18 protein-coding genes and 1 pseudogene are annotated in these 16,399 nt (G+C 46.1%); 9 read left to right on the top strand and 10 right to left on the bottom strand.

The genetic code is table 11. The annotated features are described in order from the left end of the window. Window positions 1-9: 9 nt before the first annotated feature. From ablB to cgeC, 9 genes are all read right to left on the bottom strand, one after another. A complete protein-coding gene (gene ablB, locus QRX25_RS09625; RefSeq protein WP_249199331.1) occupies window positions 10-852 on the bottom strand; it encodes a putative beta-lysine N-acetyltransferase in 843 nt (280 codons plus the stop codon). Beyond that, window positions 830-2,131, bottom strand: coding sequence for a peptidase (locus QRX25_RS09630; RefSeq protein ID WP_373925694.1), 1,302 nt, complete (start codon window positions 2,129-2,131; stop codon window positions 830-832). The genes ablB and QRX25_RS09630 overlap by 23 nt, the downstream gene beginning before the upstream one ends. Continuing rightward, entirely contained in the window at window positions 2,103-2,798 is a 696-nt protein-coding gene (locus QRX25_RS09635; protein ID WP_065981695.1) for a 3-oxoacid CoA-transferase subunit B, read from the bottom strand. Before QRX25_RS09635 ends, QRX25_RS09630 begins: the two co-directional genes overlap by 29 nt. Then, on the bottom strand, window positions 2,783-3,472 hold the full coding sequence (locus QRX25_RS09640) for a CoA transferase subunit A (protein WP_065521073.1): 690 nt from the start codon (window positions 3,470-3,472) through the stop codon (window positions 2,783-2,785). The genes QRX25_RS09635 and QRX25_RS09640 overlap by 16 nt, the downstream gene beginning before the upstream one ends. Window positions 3,473-3,478: 6 nt before the next feature. Further along, entirely contained in the window at window positions 3,479-4,810 is a 1,332-nt protein-coding gene (locus tag QRX25_RS09645) for an aspartate aminotransferase family protein (RefSeq protein WP_212097947.1), read from the bottom strand. A gap of 218 nt (window positions 4,811-5,028) precedes the next feature. Continuing rightward, a complete protein-coding gene (locus QRX25_RS09650) occupies window positions 5,029-5,166 on the bottom strand; it encodes a YjcZ family sporulation protein (protein WP_013352577.1) in 138 nt (45 codons plus the stop codon). A 76-nt stretch (window positions 5,167-5,242) separates the two neighbouring features. Next, complete coding sequence (locus QRX25_RS09655; RefSeq protein WP_115997536.1) at window positions 5,243-6,022, bottom strand: GNAT family N-acetyltransferase; 780 nt, start codon at window positions 6,020-6,022, stop codon at window positions 5,243-5,245. A 38-nt stretch (window positions 6,023-6,060) separates the two neighbouring features. Next, window positions 6,061-7,332 (bottom strand): glycosyltransferase family 2 protein, encoded by a 1,272-nt coding sequence (locus QRX25_RS09660; RefSeq protein ID WP_212097950.1) that lies wholly within the window; start codon window positions 7,330-7,332, stop codon window positions 6,061-6,063. A 63-nt stretch (window positions 7,333-7,395) separates the two neighbouring features. After that, window positions 7,396-7,695 (bottom strand): spore maturation protein CgeC, encoded by a 300-nt coding sequence (gene cgeC, locus QRX25_RS09665; RefSeq protein WP_212097953.1) that lies wholly within the window; start codon window positions 7,693-7,695, stop codon window positions 7,396-7,398. Window positions 7,696-7,904: 209 nt separating this feature from the next. Here cgeC and QRX25_RS09670 point away from each other — a divergent pair, with 209 nt between their 5' ends. Beyond that, complete coding sequence (locus tag QRX25_RS09670; protein ID WP_212097956.1) at window positions 7,905-8,336, top strand: hypothetical protein; 432 nt, start codon at window positions 7,905-7,907, stop codon at window positions 8,334-8,336. Window positions 8,337-8,341: 5 nt separating this feature from the next. Continuing rightward, on the top strand, window positions 8,342-9,298 hold the full coding sequence (locus QRX25_RS09675) for a CgeB family protein (protein ID WP_212097959.1): 957 nt from the start codon (window positions 8,342-8,344) through the stop codon (window positions 9,296-9,298). A 49-nt stretch (window positions 9,299-9,347) separates the two neighbouring features. On the opposite strand, the gene phyC is transcribed toward QRX25_RS09675, so the two are convergent. Further along, complete coding sequence (gene phyC, locus QRX25_RS09680; protein ID WP_212097961.1) at window positions 9,348-10,499, bottom strand: phytase; 1,152 nt, start codon at window positions 10,497-10,499, stop codon at window positions 9,348-9,350. A gap of 318 nt (window positions 10,500-10,817) precedes the next feature. Here phyC and QRX25_RS09685 point away from each other — a divergent pair, with 318 nt between their 5' ends. The 7 genes and pseudogenes from QRX25_RS09685 to QRX25_RS09715 form a co-directional block, all read left to right on the top strand. Beyond that, window positions 10,818-11,285, top strand: coding sequence for an SDR family NAD(P)-dependent oxidoreductase (locus tag QRX25_RS09685; protein ID WP_065981703.1), 468 nt, complete (start codon window positions 10,818-10,820; stop codon window positions 11,283-11,285). A 361-nt stretch (window positions 11,286-11,646) separates the two neighbouring features. Next, on the top strand, window positions 11,647-11,991 hold the full coding sequence (locus QRX25_RS09690) for a BLB8/JUQZ-1 family protein (RefSeq protein WP_115997541.1): 345 nt from the start codon (window positions 11,647-11,649) through the stop codon (window positions 11,989-11,991). Between the two features lie 177 nt (window positions 11,992-12,168). Then, entirely contained in the window at window positions 12,169-13,323 is a 1,155-nt protein-coding gene (locus QRX25_RS09695) for an alpha-hydroxy-acid oxidizing protein (protein WP_212097963.1), read from the top strand. 20 nt (window positions 13,324-13,343) lie between these two features. Beyond that, complete coding sequence (locus QRX25_RS09700) at window positions 13,344-13,565, top strand: hypothetical protein (protein WP_115997543.1); 222 nt, start codon at window positions 13,344-13,346, stop codon at window positions 13,563-13,565. Between the two features lie 72 nt (window positions 13,566-13,637). Beyond that, window positions 13,638-14,066 (top strand): YrvL family regulatory protein, encoded by a 429-nt coding sequence (locus tag QRX25_RS09705; protein WP_065981707.1) that lies wholly within the window; start codon window positions 13,638-13,640, stop codon window positions 14,064-14,066. 23 nt (window positions 14,067-14,089) lie between these two features. Next, window positions 14,090-15,733, top strand: coding sequence for a recombinase family protein (locus tag QRX25_RS09710; protein ID WP_289707637.1), 1,644 nt, complete (start codon window positions 14,090-14,092; stop codon window positions 15,731-15,733). 11 nt (window positions 15,734-15,744) lie between these two features. Next, a pseudogene (locus QRX25_RS09715) lies at window positions 15,745-16,365 on the top strand (polysaccharide biosynthesis protein); the annotation flags it as partial. Window positions 16,366-16,399: the final 34 nt, after the last annotated feature.

Genomic DNA, 16,399 nt, shown 5'->3' on the forward strand with positions numbered 1-16,399 from the left:
AATTCCTCCTTATGAATGGCTAAAACGTAATGTCTTGCACCATATATTCATATTTTCGAGCCCTTCTGAAATCCGGCAGTTGTTCACAAGCCTGCCCCTGTAGCCGTATCCCGCATGATACAAAACGGCATTCATTCCGTAAGACGCTGCACGGGCCAAGGAAAAAAGATGAATGATTCCCTGGCCCGCGAGTTCCTGCTCCAAGGCTTTAAACAGGCGTGCCGTTACGGAATTCCCCCTGTAATCTGACAGCACTGCGCAATCGGTCATTTCAGCGTGCCCCAACACGGGATTGATATCTGCGCTTGCCGCGCCGATGAGACGCTCCTGATCGAATGCGGCATAATAGATGGTGTTTTCTCTCATTGTTTTTTTAATGTAGAGGGGATTAAAGACAGGAGTCGGATAGGTAAGAAAAACATGTTTATATAAGAGCGATAATCGGTCTGCATCACCTTCATCCGCTTTTCTGAACAACAGCCCGCTTTCTGTCTGAGTCATTCCCCCCGGCGGTGTCTCATATATACGGTCAACCATCGAATCTTCAGATACATATGAATCTGACTGTCTCCGTTTCTCTGATAAATAGCGCACCATCACAGCAGCCTCATGCCCGTTGTAATATCCGTCTATGACCCCCTCATGAAAAAAGAGATGCTTGACAAGTTCCGGCTCATCGCCGCGCTTGGCAAAGAAAATCACCTTTTGGGCTTCTTCTTGCTTTGCTTCCGCCAAAACGGCCGGAATAAGCGACGCGAGCTGCCCGTCATAACGAATGACCCTGATTCGCTCATTGAAACGGTCTGCATCAATCTCAGCCGATCCGCTTTCAACCCTCAGTTCCTTTATCAGCTCCGTCACCCCCATCTGCCACCCCGCACCATTCCATCATAAAAAGAGAAATGATTTTGACGGCATCGATTAACGCCCGGACTTCAATGTATTCATTTGCCTGGTGAGCCGCTTTGACTTCTCCCGGCCCGAAGACAATGACAGGCGTCTGTCCCGCATGATGCAAAAGCCCTCCGTCCGTTCCCCACGGGGATGCTTCACGGATCGGTTTTGCCCCTTTCAATTTCTCAAAAGAAGATTCCAAAGCGGAAATCAGCGGATGCTCATCCGGGAGATCATTCGGAAGCCATTGAGCCCCAAACCATTCAATTTCCGCCGGATGGTGTTTAAACCATTCATCCCGGTACTCCAAATCTTTGAGCCAGCTTGCGAGCTCTTCTTTTACTGCTTCTGGCGTTTCATCCGGAGCTATTCCGCATCTGCCTTCTATCACGACGCGGTCAGCTACCGAAGATGGCCATGTTCCTCCTTGGACGGTGCCGATATTAATGGGAACCGGAATCGGAACATCCCGGTAAAGCGGGTCAATGATGCGGGCGTTGCGGACGTGTTCCAGTTCTTTAAGGGCCGTGATGACATGCAGGCTTTTTTCAATCGCGCTCACCCCTTCATAGCGGGTGCCGCCGTGTGCGGACAATCCTCTTACCGTAATGCGGAACCACATTGACCCTTGCTGCTTAACAAACAGCTTTAAATTAGTCGGTTCCGGAATAAGCGCCCCGTCAGCCTTGTAGCCTCTCATTACTGCCGACAGTGTTCCGGCGCCGCCGCACTCTTCATCTACGACACTTTGAAACAGAACATTTCCTTTTAACGTAACGCCGCAAGCTTCAAGCGCTTCTAACGCTAACAAGAGGGCTGTATTGCCGCCTTTCATATCCGTTGAACCGCGGCCGTAAATTTTTCCGTCCTTTTCAACAGCGGTAAACGGTTCATACGTCCACGCGGCGGGATTTCCTTCCGGGACAACATCAATATGTCCGTTCAGTATCAGTGATCTTCCTCCGCCGGCTCCTTTCTTTACGGCGGTGATATTCGGGCTTTCATGAAAGTCTTCGCGTTCCGATACAAAATAAGGATGTTCTTTCAATTGTTTAATACTCGGCTCCCACACATCAATATCCATGTCAAACTGTCTCAGTTTTTCTAAAACAACTGCCTGTGCGTTAAATTCATTTCCGAACATACTTTTTTCCCCGATCAGCCGTTTCAGCAGACTTACCGCTTTTGCTGCGTTTTCTTCCGCCCACTCAGTGACTTTCTTTTCTAATTGATCCATGGACAGGCCCCCTTTTAAGAAAACATTCTCCCAATCTGATTTCAGCATCCGTTGTTTGAATAACATCGTCTATGGTCGAGCCATTCAGCAGTTCCTCAAGAACAAAAGCCTCATCATCGATGCTGATTACGGCTTTCTCTGTAATGATGAGGTCTGCACAGCCCGCGGCCGTAAGCGGCAATGAACAGCTTTCGACCAGTTTCGGCCGGCCCTTCTGATCAGTGTGGCTCATGACGACAACCACTTTTTTCGCGCCTTGGGCCAGCTCCATCGCCCCTCCCATTCCGGGCACTTTTTTCCCCGGTACGAGCCAATTGGCGAGATCTCCGGTCCGGCTGACCTGCAGCGCGCCTAAAATAGTAATATCAATCAGCCCTTTTCTGATCATGGCAAAAGACAAACCTGAATCAAAATAGGAAGCTCCCTTTACCGTACTGACAGGATATCCGGCCGCATTGCATAAAAGCTCATCCTCCGCACCTCGCTCGGGGCTTCCGCCTATCCCGAGGACGCCGTTTTCCGCCTGCAGCATCACTTCCATGCCGGCCGGCAGAAAATTCGGCACTAAAGAAGGAATGCCGATCCCCAAGTTGACGATCATGCCTGATGTGATTTCACTGGCGGCCCGCCTCGCGATACTCTCTCTTTCCGCTATTCCCAAGCCCATTTCCACTTCACTCCTTCAGTTTGCACGACGCCCTCTACAAAAACGCCCGGCGTCACAATATGCTCGCTGTCAAGTTCGCCTGCCGGCACAATCGTTACCGCCTCGGCAAAAGTTCTTTCGGCTGCGGCCGCCATCAGAGGGTTCATGTTGCGCGCCGTTTTGTCATACGTCAGATTTCCGAATTCATCAGCAGTATGTGCGGACACAAAAGCGAAATCAGCCGTCAGCGCTTTTTCAACTAAATAGGGCTTTCCGTCAATCGTTACGGTTTCTTTGTTTTCACAAACGGTTGCGTTATCAATGCCGATATCAGTTAAAATACCGCCAAGCCCGGCTCCGCCTGCGCGAATCCGTTCGGCAAGCGTCCCTTGAGGCGAAAATTCCACCTCAAGCGTTCCGTCAGTCATTTGTCTGCCGGCTACAGGGTTTGAGCCGATATGGGAAGCGATCAGCCTTTTCACCCGCCCGTGCACGATAAGCGGGCCGATGCCGATTTCTGGAAATCCGGCATCATTGCAGATGACGGTCAGCTCTTTAACGCCGCTTTCTAAAATCGCTTCGATTAATGACGGAGGTGACCCCACTCCCCCGAAACCGCCGAACATGATGACAGATTCGTCCTTGACATCGGCAATTGCTTCATGAATATCGATTTGTTTATGAAAAATAGACATGTCAGCTCAATCCCTCTTCATCATTTTTTCAACTTCTTCTGCAGCCTGTGAAAATAGATCTGACAGTTCATCCAGCTCAGCATGCGAAATCGTGAACGGCGGCGCGATGATGACGGCGTCTCCTTCTCCGCTGTCAATACCGGGCTTTGAAGGATAAATAAGCAGGCCCCGTTTTTTTGCTTCTTTTATCATTTTTTCTGTGAACCCCTGTTTCTTCGGAAAAACTTCCTTCGTCGTTTTATCTTTAACGAACTCAACTCCGATCAGCAGGCCTTTACCGCGGACATCTCCGATTACCCCGCTGCGCTCTTTGATTTGTTCTAATTTCCGCATCAGTATCGCGCCTTTTTCCTCTGCCTGCTGAAGCAGCTCGTGTTTTTTGACATAGCGAAGCACCTCAAGCGCTGCTCTTGCACAGTATGGGTTGGCGCTGTACGTATGTCCGCTCATAATGACTCCGGAGCCCCGCTTGATCGTATCAATGATGTCATCAGACGCGACGGCTGCCGCGATCGGAGCGTAACCGGCGCCTAACCCTTTTCCGAGCACTGCGATATCAGGTACGATCCCCCAATGCTCAGAAGCAAGCATTCGCCCTGTTCTCCCGAGCCCCGTCATGACTTCATCCGCGATAAACAAAATACGGTGCCTGCGGCAGACATCCTCAAGCGCTTCATAATAACCTGACGGCGGAGTGATGGCCGCCCCGGCTGCTCCGACAATCGGTTCTGCGACAAAACCCGCGATAAATGAGGCACCGATCCGTTTAACAGTCGTTTCCAGTTCAGCTGCCGCAGCTTTCACAAATTCCTCTCCCTGCAGCTCAGAACGATACATATTTGGCGCTGAAACGGCGGGAAACCGCTCGAGCAGCTGGGTGAAGCGGTATCTCCGTTCATAAAACCCCGATAGTGAAAGCGCTCCCAAAGTAATACCGTGGTAACTGCTCCATCTCGATAAAAAGACGGATTTTTGGTATTGGCCTTTTTCCTGCCAATATTGAACGGCCATTTTCATCGCTGTTTCGACTGCCTCTGAGCCGCTGTTTACAAAAAATGACCAGTTCAGCCCGCCCGGCAGATGGTCTGCCAGAAATGAAGCGAGCTCCTCTGCGGGCTCACTGGTGAATTGCGAGCGATACACAAACGAAACGGAGTCAAGCTGCTCTTTTAAAGCTTGTATAATATCCTCCGTCCCGTGGCCGATATTGCAAGTGACCGCTCCTGATGACCCATCTAGATACTTGTTTCCCCCCAGATCATATACATATGATCCTTTTCCATGGCTGACTGTCGGATAAATCCCGTCAAGCTCCGGTTTAATTAAATAGCTCCCCATATCTTTCCACCTCAAAAACCCATTTGCTTCATTGTATGAACAGATGAATAACGGCATTCTTATCCTTCAGAAAGTTTTTTTACAGAAAAAACCTTTCTGTAAAACAGGCTGCTGGAGGAGCGTTCTGGAAAACATGCTTTTTAAAGATGAAAACAACAAAAAGCCTGCAGAAAGTGTTGTTCTCTGCAGGCTGATTTTCATTATAGGATTTATTCAGTCTAACAAATAAAAGCCGCACCGACGATGATTAATAAAATAAACAATACCACGATCAGTACAAATGTGCTGGTTCCGCCTCCGCAGCCGCCGTACCCATAACCGAAGCCATAACTGCCGCAGCCCCCATATCCGTACATACGAATCATCCTTTCTTCTTGCGATATACGGCATTGTATGCGGGCCAACTCCCAATTGTTTTATGCAAATGCCCATCTATGTAAGAAAATAATGAAAAATCGTATGCACGCGCCGAAATCTTTTAAAGCCGAGTTTTTCATAAAAACGGTTTACACCGTCCATCCCGGACGTCACAAGATATACGGTTTCCATGCCGCTCAGCTTTGCCGCAGCCATCAGCTCGTTCATCAATATTGACCCGTAGCCTTTTCGTTGGAATTGATCCAGAATTGCGACTTCTTCAATTTTGGCGGTTTTATCTGCTTTGTTGATGAAAAGCTCTCCGCAGCCGATCGGGATCGTTCGGGAGGCGTCGCTGTAGCACACGACAAGCATAACCGTCCCGTCCTTATACAAAGGATATTTCCGCTCAAGCTTTTGTTCGGCCGCCGCCTCGCCAATGTAAAGGGCATCATAAATGTTCATAATAGATGACCCGTCGGCGAGGCTTTTTTCCGTCCCCCAAGCGGTGAGCGGATGTCCGGCCTGCCGATCCCCATTTTCCAGTTTCCTTGCAAAAAACAGCTCATCTTCCACTACGTAGCCCTGCTTTACCAATGTTTGTTTCAGAAAAAGCGGAAATGTGTGCTCAGGAGCCGCTTTCACATGAATATAATTGGCTTGAAGCATGTTCGGAACGGACGCAAAAAACGGCAGCAGTCTGTCTAATGGAAATGTACGGTGCAGCTGAACAAAGTTATGCGAAAAAATCTGCGGCAGCAAAGGGTCTGTACATACACTGTAATGCTCGAACCTCTGAATGCCGGATGTAAGCTCTATATATTGTTTCTCGGTTTTAGCAAATTGATCGGTCATAAAAGCTCTCCTTTTCCTTACACATCCAACTGCATCTCTCATCCTTTTGTTATATTGAGATTTCTTATAATTTCATCGTACACCGGATAGAACGGCTTTCCAATTGGTAATTGTTTAATTTGCTGAAAGGAAATGGGTATCGCCTTCTGCTTTGCAAAAAATCGTTTCACTACATTATGACTGATCGGATGGAGAACTCCTCTCAAATAAACATAAAATTCCCGTTCAATGCGAAACAGCATTCTCCCGGGAAGATGTTGAATACAGCCCGATCTCTCCCAGCTGATCGGCGGACCGTCCGGCAGCGCCTGTATTTCGTCCCGTTCTAAAGCCAGGATGTCATGCCGTTTAAATTGGTAAAAGCGGAAGGCGCCAGAATCAACCAGCCTTTTCGCCCCGTCTTCTAAAAAATAGACATGAAACTGATCGCTAATGAGCTGAAAATTCGGAATACTGACGGAGCTGTCTTCCTCGTATTGAAATAAAAACGGATCAGGAATGATGACGGTTCTTCCTTCATATAAAGTACGCCAGCGCTCGTTTACAGGCTTTCTTTTATTTCGGTCAAGCTGATATACTTTCTGATCCGTCCCCTTAACAAAAGCCCCATCAATCAGCACCGGCGGAAGCGATTGATACGTGTTCTGGAATGAGTGGGGTGTTTTATAGGTTGTATCCAACACTTCTTTTATCGGCAGAAATGATGTAAATGTGTTGAGCCTGCTCCAAAAAACAGAGTCGCCATGATTCCAATGCATGACATCTTCGTCCCAAAAACTGCCGAACTTCTCCTTCACACGCCGTAGCAATGATCTCCGGTGCATCACTGAACAGTGATCAACGAGAAAAGCGGCCTGATCAAGCACGTCTTCAGCAAAACGATAGAAGTGGGATTGTTCTGTTCCGCGCTCATTTACATGTATCACCTTCTGACTGGAATAGACGGCATCAAATTCGGTGAATTGATTAAGCGCTTCCGCCATGCGGCTGAGCCTATCCGGATGAAATACGGTGTCGTCTGTCAGATAAGTAACGTATTCGCCTGAAGCCTTTGTAAGCGCATCATTAATCAAAACGGCATACCGGGTCGATTTCAGCCGTTCGTCCGGTTTGATAAAACTGTTGTAATAGTATATGCGGTGATCTTTTATATACGGGCTGATGGCGGCCGAGGTTTCTTCATTTGAATGATCATCCATTACAAACAGCTCCCAATTGCTGTAGGTCTGATGCAAAACACTTTCAATCGCCTGTTTAACAAGATCTGGTTTGTTATAACTCGTTAAGATAATTGAGACCTTCTTTTCCACCCCCATCACCCCTTCTGTTAACATAAAAAACGGCTCCGAAAGAACAGAGCCTGATATCTGTTATTAAAAAGCACCCCAGCTGACGATACTTGAAATCGCCACATTTGATCTCGTATTATTGAGCGGATTTTGAAAAACGGCCAAATCAGACAGCACTTCTTTGACAATCACGTTTTGCAGTGTGCTGCCGTTAACCAGATTGACGCGTGATATAGGAACTCCAAGCTCTTTTGCCATCACAAGCTGGCGCCGCAAATCTGATTGATCTCCGGACGGCTGGCGTGATAATAAAAGAAGAAGAAGCAGTAAGAGATGAAATTCCTCCTCAAAACCCCCGTGCTTTACAGTTTCTTCTGAATCCAAAATAATTCCTCTCCTTCATTTTTTAATCTATACAACGTATGTTGCTCTTTTGCAATCCGCATAGGCAAACAAAGCCTGATTCTTAAATTCAGCGGTTTTCTTAAATATGAAAAAAATACGGCAAAACGGCATTCGACTTATACCAATCTCATCAATCAGGAATATGAATAAACGTGAGGTTGAAATTGTTAAAGGAGGTGTATGTCCCCATGAGCGAAGATCGTTCAGAGCTCAAAAAGAAGCTATTGAAAACTCTTTTGACCCCTATATTTGACAACAGCGCCTTATCTAGCGGCACAGATGGAGGAGATAACGTGGAAAACAAGATAAAAGATTTATTAGAATCTGCAATTGATGCAAAAGTGGATGAAGCTGCTGCGAAAGACAGTCTCAGCACTCAATCTGTTCTGGGAAGCGGTATTTCACTAGCGGCGAGATGGATTTTTGCAAGAGTACAGCCCGGCACTGTCATCAGCATTGTGATGGATTCTGGAGACATGATCGGCCCGGTTCAATTTGTTTTCTTTGACGAAGTTCACGGCATCGTTTATGTGACGCAGGAAAATTCCGTTACACCGGCAGGCTCTTCTACAACATTGCTTGACGTTGACAAAGTTGAAAGTGTCACGTTCACTTCGTAAAGCAGATGAAAGTTTTATATATCCGTTCAGGATATAAAGGCATTTACACGTATTTTGACCGCTGGATCGAGGAAGGCTTTTTACAGTCTTCCGTCCGCTTTTTTTCTGTTTCTGAGCTTCAGGAAGATTCAATCCGCAGTATACGGGCATTCAAACCTGACATCAGTCTCATGATGGCGGGCGACCGTATTCCGTCTGAATGGCTTCAATGGCTGAGGACAGAACAGATTCCCGTCTATCTATGGCTGACGGAGGATCCTTTTTATTTCGATGTGAGCAAGACAATCGCCCCGCTCGCCGATGCCGTTTTGACCATAGAACAAAACGCTCTTGATGCTTATCGGCAAATGGGCTTACAGCACGTATATTATGTCCCGATCCCCGTTAATCAGCGGCTTTTTACAAAACAAGCGGCTGACGCTTCTCTTCACACAAATCTGCTTCTGATCGGATACCCGTACCCGAATCGCGTTGAACTGGTGAAAGCAGCTGCGAAGCTTCCGTATACGCTTCGGATCATCGGGAAGGGATGGCGCAGACATCTGCCTAAAAAAATCGCCAGACAGAAAAATGTGCTCATCATGGATGAATGGATTGAACCCGAACATGCCGCATTGCATTACAACAGCGCAGATGTGGTTTTGAACCCGCACCGTTCTTATCGGTTTGCGCTCAACCAAAATAGAAGCGGCATCCAAAATATCAGTTTAAATACGAGAAGCTTTGACATTGCGGCTTGTCAGGCATTTCAACTGACAGACCTTTCTCCCGCGCCCCCTTTTTCATCCTTTGTTTCTTACAGCGGGCTTGCGGATTTTGCGGAAAAGATCCATTTTTATATGACAAACCCACGTGAACGTGAACAAATCGCGGCGCTTAATTATCAAGAGACAGTGCCGGCTTACACGTATGACCGGATTCCGGCTGTGCTCACGGCTATCCGTTCCAAAACTTTCTCATGAAACGCTCTGCACATCAAAAAGCAGCTTGTATAAGCTGCTTTTTGCATGTTTATTTTCCGCTTCTGTCGGTCAGTTTTCTCGGGTCAACCTGTTTATTTGCCAGCGGGCGGAAGCCGATTTGATCAGCAATTCTTTCCCACGGCACGATTTTAAAATTTTGATTGGCCTTTTGGCCGTGATCTATATTTTCACCGTCCTGTGCGACAAAAATACCGAACGGATATTCAGGCCCAAGTCCGAAACCCAGAACGTCAATTCCGTCTGTATCGCTTGTGCCGTCTGTTTCAGGACCATCTGTTATGCGAAAATCCGCAACATATTTGTTCTGTCCTTTTCTGTCATAAATGGCGTAGCTGCTGTTTCCCTGGCTTGATGCCATCAGATAGCCTTTCCCGTCAGCAGCGTAGTAAATCGTCAATCCTTCAATATCAGGAGTTAAATGCCTGCCGTCGGCATGGTCGATAACTGTTCCGTTACTGCCGCCGTCCGGCTCGGCGCTGAACTTCCAAATGGCCTCATCTTCTTCTGCGATATAAAGCCTGCCGTATTCATCGTCTGCTGCCATCCCTTCCGTCTGGGAATTCATTTTAAACGCCCGTACCTTTTTGCCGGATATGTATCCATTTTTGTCCGCCTTTAATTCGTATTGTTCAAATTCACCCTCTTTCCCTGTCACCATCGCGTAATATTTTCCTGTTTTTTGACTGTGGTATAAGGTAAAACCGTATACCTCATTAATTGCCGATGCAATCGGATGGTCTGGATCTGTAATGCTTTGCAATGTGCCGTTTTTCCCGTCAATGGCGTAAATATCAATGGTATTTTTTCCTTCAGAGCGATTGGATGCTGCCGCGATATCGACTTTTTTTCCGTTCAACGGAAAATCATAACGGATATCGACATTGTTCAGCTTCCCGGTATTATAGGAATGAAGCATCTTACCATCAAGGCTGTAAACGACTAAACCTGATTTTTTATTGGTCGTAATCAATTTGCTGTTCTGAGGAGTCTTGGGATCCAGCCAAATCGCAGGATCATCAGCCGCGTCACCTGCCGTATCAACCGGTTCCGTTTCCGCCGCCGCATTCACGGTAAAATGATAAGGATCGGACAGCTTATGCTTTGCCTGGGAAGAAACCGCACCGCATGTCAGCATCAGTCCGGCTGCCGCGGTTAACAAAAGTGTTTTTGAATGATTCATTTTACTTCCTCCTTTTATGAACGTGCACTTCAATTGTAAAATACATACATGATTGTCAGTGTAAAGTTTTTGTGAAAATTGTCGAATGTGTAAATTTTTGATGAAAGAAGAAAAAAGGACGGGAGCAAAAATTATAGATGAATATTTAGTACATTGTTTTATTAGTAATTTACTTTCTATTAATCGAGTAAAGCGTAATGAAAGCGCATCAGATTAATGATTTTCTCTAATTTTTGATTTATTGGTTGCTTTCATTAACTCGCTGAAATTGTTCAACATATGATGCATGGTAGAGAAACGAGAGTTGGAGGATAAGCCATGCCTAAACAGCAAGCAGTTGAGCTAAAACCATTTTTTCACGATAAAACTGTTCTCGTCACCGGCGGGACAGGATCAATCGGAAGCCAAATTGTAAAACGCCTTTTGCTCTTAACACCTAAAGAAGTCATTGTGTTCAGCAAAGATGACAGCAAACAATATGTGATGAAACAAAAATACGCGGATGAAAAAAGATTGTCGTTTGTACTCGGTGATGTACGTGACTACAGAAGAGTAAACCAAGTGATGAAAGGTGTTGATATTGTCTTTCACGCCGCTGCGCTGAAGCAGGTTCCGACTTGTGAGGATCATCCGTTTGAAGCCATTCAAACCAACCTTATCGGCGGACAAAATGTCGCAGAAGCCGCTTTGCTGCAAGAGGTGACGCATGTGATTAATATCAGTACCGATAAAACGGTTTTTTTAGATATGAACGATAAAAAAAGCAAAAAGAAAGGGCTATTCTGATTTCTTCAGAGCCCTTTCAAATAACAGCCGCGCTAATTCCTGATAAAACACCCTTTCATTTTTTGTTCCGTCTGTCTGATCGACAATCCTTATGCAATAATTTCCCTTTTGAACGGTCTTTATCGTTCTCTTCTTATATTGTTCATATTCCTCAGAAGGCATCTCATAACCCCCGTTTTCACAGGAGCATTATATGTCAGCAGATGATTGTCTCTTGACTGCTCTTTTATGAAGCGGCATGAGGAGTAGTTTGACGTCGGCGTTTCAACCAATCAGTTTCACAAAACATCCACTAATTTCTAATATTTTACATGATATACTGGCGTTGTACCGCGATTAAATTTATGGGGAGGCATTTCTGATGAAAAAGTGTTGCAAAGTATTGATTGTATCTGCTTTGTCCATTTCCGCATTGGCTCTTCCTTCATTTACCGGTTCTGTGTCAGCTCATGAACCCGCAGGCCCTGATCAGATTGTACAGCTCGGCAGTCCCATTTCCACCGTTGATTTTCATATGCTGAGAAACTCCAACGTGTCCTTATTAAAGGGCTATAAGCGCTGGGAAATTATATCCGGAAGCAATCTGATCAGCATCAGCTCCTCCGGTGTTGTATCCTCCCATTCGTCACTTGGCACGGCTGTCGTATACGCCTATGATGTGAATGATAATTACGTCATCTATAAAATTACCGTCGAAGCCCGCTGACTATAGAACTTTTTGGACAAACATCCGCAGATACTGCGGGTGTTATTTTTTTGGACAATCTTTACATTTGGCTGTTCGCACTCATCCTCCGGCCGCTTGGAAGAATTCTTTTAAACGGTATGAACAAGGACTGGGCAGGTTTCATACCCTAGAAAAAAATGAGCGGGGGGTTTTTGAATGAACAATGAGTTTGATTCACGGGACAGGAACGTTTCCTCTCATGTCCAAAAGCTCCCCGTGTCGCATGACGAATGGGAGTACAGGGCGCGCCGGATTTTGCCTGACGGCCCGTTCGGCTATATCTCAGGCGGAGCAGGCTCAGAGGATACGATGCGCTCAAACAGAGAAGCGTTTTTTGAATGGAATATCCGCCCCCGCAAACTAAGAGATGTATCCAAACGGAATATAACTGTGTCTCTGTTCGGTCAGACGTTCCCCGCCCCCTTTCTTCTGGCTCCGATCGGGGTGCAGGAGATCGCTCATCCTCATGGTGACTTGGCATCGGCAAAAGCGGCAGCCGAAACAGGGATTCCGTTTATATTAAGCACTCACTCCTCTTACTCAATTGAAGACGTTGCGGCGGTTATGGGAAAATGTCCCCGCTGGTTTCAGCTGTATTGGCCGAAAGACCGGGATATCATGATCAGCTTCGTTCGCCGGGCAGAGCAAGCGGGGTATTCAGCCATCGTTGTCACTCTCGATCTGCCGGAACAGGGGTGGCGGGAAAGAGATATACGCAACGGTTATTATCCGTCAAAAAAAGGATTGGGAATCGCAAATTTTCTGACTGATCCCGTCTTTCGGTCTAAGGTTAAGCTGCCTCCCGAAAAAGACATGAATACTGCAATCGCTTTTTTTATAGATATTTTTCACGAACCCGCTCTGACCTGGAACGATCTTGCCTGCCTGCGAACACATACAAACCTCCCCATTCTGCTGAAAGGCATTCTCGATCCCCGCGATGCGGAATTAGCCGTACAATACGGCGCAGACGGCATCATCGTGTCCAATCACGGCGGAAGACAGCTGAATGGAGAAATCGCTTCACTCAAAGCTCTGCCAAAAATATCTGAAACGGTTCAGAACCGTATACCCGTCCTTTTAGACAGCGGAATCCGAGGAGGCAGCGATGTCATTAAAGCACTCGCACTTGGGGCATCGGCGGTTTTTTTAGGCCGCACCTATATATATGGCTTAGCTGTCGCGGGCAGTTCGGGCGTCAGGCGCGTGATAAGTCATTTCATAAGAGATATTGATATAAGTATGACCAATGCCGGGATCAAGTCCATTTCAGATATTGACCGTTCCCTGCTTCAGCATATTTCCGAATGACACAGATAAGGAGGAATATGATGTATTGGCACCCGCAATTTTTTTACTGCTGCATAAGCCAGCCTGACTGCATGAATCAAAAGCAAATCCGCCGCCTGCACAAAATTATGAAACAGCAACTGGCGGCCACAAATGAAATGTTAACGCTAGTTAAAAAGCATGATCAATGGTTGACAATGCTCTATTCACGTCAATTCGGCGCTTATCCGCCGAGTTATGGAGATGAGGGAGACAGTCAATAACACGGCTCTCTCCTTTTCTTTCCAAAACGTGATAAAATAGCAAAAACAATGGTGCGGGGGTGTCGTGAAGCCATGTCCTGTAAAAACTCAAAATATAAAATCAACGCAGCTGTCATTCTTGGTTTCTGCCCGCTCATTCTGATCGCCCTTATATTATTTGCTTTTCCTTTATTTTTCGGCGTTATCGGCTTTTTCAAACTTTTCGGGATTACATATGAATCAAACCGTTCCATTTTCCTCTTGATCATGTCGGTCATTTTGATCGGAAGCTTTTTTGAGTTTATCGGAAAAATCCTGCTGACGGCGGCCTCTGTAACGGTCAAAAACAAAGCGCTGTACCGTTTGCTAAAAATGATTACTGATTTCATTATCAGCTTCATTACTTTATATATTGCTGACAGCATGGTAAGCGGTATTTTCATTCCGCAACATGTTCTCATCGTTGCTGCGGCCATCCTTTCACTTACCGAAGCTGTATTTGACCGGAAACAGACGGCTTGAAACCCTTTTGCGCAACTATGAACATGTATGGGGGTGAAGTTTTGGACTTGCGATCCATTGTTCAATCTTATGAGATTACGAGTATTTTAGGGTATATCAGACGCTCACGCCAGGATGCGGAACGCGAAAAAAGAACCGGCGAAGATACATTGACGGAACAAAAGGAACTGATGGAAAGCGTGTTAACCGCTATTCAAGTCCCTTTCACTTTAAAAATGGAGATCGGATCAGGTGAAAACATTGAAGGCCGGCCGGTTTTTCAAGATTGTTTACGGGACCTTGAAAATGGTGCATTTCAAGCGATTGCAGTCAAAGAAATCACTCGTCTCAGCAGAGGAAGCTATAGTGATGCCGGGCGGATCGTCAATCTGCTGCAGAGCCGCAGACTTCTGATTATTACGCCTTATAAAGTATATGACCCGAGAAATCCTGCCGACATGAGACAGATCCGCTTCGAGTTATTTATGGCCAGAGAAGAGTTTGAAATGACAAGAGAACGGATGACGGGTGCCAAATATACTTATGCCGCTCAAGGAAAATGGATATCCGGTATGGCGCCGTACGGGTACACTTTAAACAAAAAACAATCCAAGCTGGAAGCGGCTGATGAAAACGCGAAAGTCGTCCGATTGATCTTCAATCTTTTTTTAAATGGGCTGAATGGGAAAGATTACAGCTACACTGCGATTTCTTCCCACTTAACGGCGCTTAAGATCCCCTCTCCATCCGGTAAAAAGAAATGGAATCCTTCCACCGTTAAAGCCATTCTTCAAAATGAAGCCTATATCGGCACTGTTAAATATAAGGTCAGGGAAAAAACAAAAGACGGCAAACGCCTGATAAGACCTGAAAGCGAGCAAATATCTGTTCCTGATGCACATGCTCCTATTATTGATAAAGAACAATTCGATCAGGTGCAAAAAAAGATCCGGCACAAAATCCCCCTTCTCCCCGCCAGAAGTGACTTTCAAGTGAATACCTTAGCGGGTGTCTGTACATGCGCTGAATGCGGAGCACCGCTGTCAAAATATGAAGCCAGACGAAAACGCAGCAATAAGGACGGCACAACCAGCGTATATCATGTGAAACTGCTGAGGTGCCGCAATACATGTATGAACGTCAGATATGATGATGTCGAAGAAGCGATCTTGGATTATTTAAGGTCTCTTGACTCATTAAATAAAAAAGAATTGTTTACACAAATCGAATCAATGATCACTGCATACGAAAGCAGAAACAGCATAAAGGCCGAAGAACAAATGAAAGAACAGCTCAAGCGGCGCGAGAAGGAACTTCACAATAAATTACATTTCATTTTTGATAAATACGAGAACGGAATCTATTCAGATGAAATGTTTTTACAGAGGAAGTCTGCCTTGGACCAGGAAATGAACGGCCTGCAGCAAGTGAAAAAGGAAATGAATCATTCCTCCGGCCGCAAACCAGAAATTGATACTGCCTGTTTCAGCTCCCTTATACCGCATGCCGCACATATATATGACACCGCCGAAAGCCGGGAAGAGAAAAATAAACTTTTAAGAATCATTTTTCAAAAAGTGATAGTCAAAATGACCGCCAGACGAAAAGGACCCATTCCAGCTCAGTTTGAAATCCTTCCTGTGCTCAGATATCTTTTTTTGACAGGGAATTCTTCGCCTTTTGGTTAATATCCTAAAAAACCGATAAAGCTGTTTCTCCGGTAAACACAATGGGAGCTACGAAGCTGTTGTCCGAGAAGCTGTTTCATCAGGCAAATCACCATGTTCAAAACCGCGGTACGGTGTTTTGTTCGGTCCGCTTCGGCAATGTGCTCGGTTCACGCGGTTCCGTTATTCCTATTTTATTTGAACAGATGATGGAAGGCGGCCCGCTCACCATTACGGATAAAAACATGACGAGGTTTTTTATGTCGATTGATGACGCAGCAATGCTTACCCTGCAATCTGCAGTGATCACAAAGGGCGGAGAAACGTTTATTTTTAAAATGGAGTCCCTGAGGCTTGAAGAACTGCTTCACGGATTTGAGGAATATGCGATCCGGCACGGACTGCCGCGTCCCGCCGCTGTTGTAGTAGGAAAACGCCCCGGTGAGAAGCTTCATGAAGAACTGACCTCTCCGCATGAGACGGAAGCTTTGTATGAATGGGGCAATCTTTACGCGATTTTGCCGGACCCCGCCAAACATCCGGAATTCCGGAAGGTAAATCTCCCCAGATATCAATCCGATCAAGCGCCGCTCATCACAAGAGACACAGTCGTAAAGATTATTGAACGATTACATGAAGAAAAAAAAGCATAGAAAAAAGGCCTGTCTGATAGGCAGGCCTCATTGC

Source organism: Bacillus sp. L381 (assembly GCF_030284525.1).
GTDB classification, from domain to species: domain Bacteria; phylum Bacillota; class Bacilli; order Bacillales; family Bacillaceae; genus Bacillus; species Bacillus amyloliquefaciens.

Bases quoted from the DNA above. Each gene is read 5' to 3' on its own strand.
- QRX25_RS09630 (WP_373925694.1), bottom strand. From the start codon at position 2,131: ATGGATCAATTAGAAAAGAAAGTCACTGAGTGGGCGGAAGAAAACGCA.
- QRX25_RS09635 (WP_065981695.1), bottom strand. From the start codon at position 2,798: ATGGGCTTGGGAATAGCGGAAAGAGAGAGTATCGCGAGGCGGGCCGCC.
- QRX25_RS09640 (WP_065521073.1), bottom strand. From the start codon at position 3,472: ATGTCTATTTTTCATAAACAAATCGATATTCATGAAGCAATTGCCGAT.
- QRX25_RS09645 (WP_212097947.1), bottom strand. From the start codon at position 4,810: ATGGGGAGCTATTTAATTAAACCGGAGCTTGACGGGATTTATCCGACA.
- QRX25_RS09650 (WP_013352577.1), bottom strand. From the start codon at position 5,166: ATGTACGGATATGGGGGCTGCGGCAGTTATGGCTTCGGTTATGGGTAC.
- QRX25_RS09655 (WP_115997536.1), bottom strand. From the start codon at position 6,022: ATGACCGATCAATTTGCTAAAACCGAGAAACAATATATAGAGCTTACA.
- QRX25_RS09670 (WP_212097956.1), top strand. From the start codon at position 7,905: ATGAGCGAAGATCGTTCAGAGCTCAAAAAGAAGCTATTGAAAACTCTT.
- QRX25_RS09675 (WP_212097959.1), top strand. From the start codon at position 8,342: ATGAAAGTTTTATATATCCGTTCAGGATATAAAGGCATTTACACGTAT.
- phyC (WP_212097961.1), bottom strand. From the start codon at position 10,499: ATGAATCATTCAAAAACACTTTTGTTAACCGCGGCAGCCGGACTGATG.
- QRX25_RS09685 (WP_065981703.1), top strand. From the start codon at position 10,818: ATGCCTAAACAGCAAGCAGTTGAGCTAAAACCATTTTTTCACGATAAA.
- QRX25_RS09690 (WP_115997541.1), top strand. From the start codon at position 11,647: ATGAAAAAGTGTTGCAAAGTATTGATTGTATCTGCTTTGTCCATTTCC.
- QRX25_RS09695 (WP_212097963.1), top strand. From the start codon at position 12,169: ATGAACAATGAGTTTGATTCACGGGACAGGAACGTTTCCTCTCATGTC.
- QRX25_RS09700 (WP_115997543.1), top strand. From the start codon at position 13,344: ATGTATTGGCACCCGCAATTTTTTTACTGCTGCATAAGCCAGCCTGAC.
- QRX25_RS09705 (WP_065981707.1), top strand. From the start codon at position 13,638: ATGTCCTGTAAAAACTCAAAATATAAAATCAACGCAGCTGTCATTCTT.
- QRX25_RS09710 (WP_289707637.1), top strand. From the start codon at position 14,090: ATGTATGGGGGTGAAGTTTTGGACTTGCGATCCATTGTTCAATCTTAT.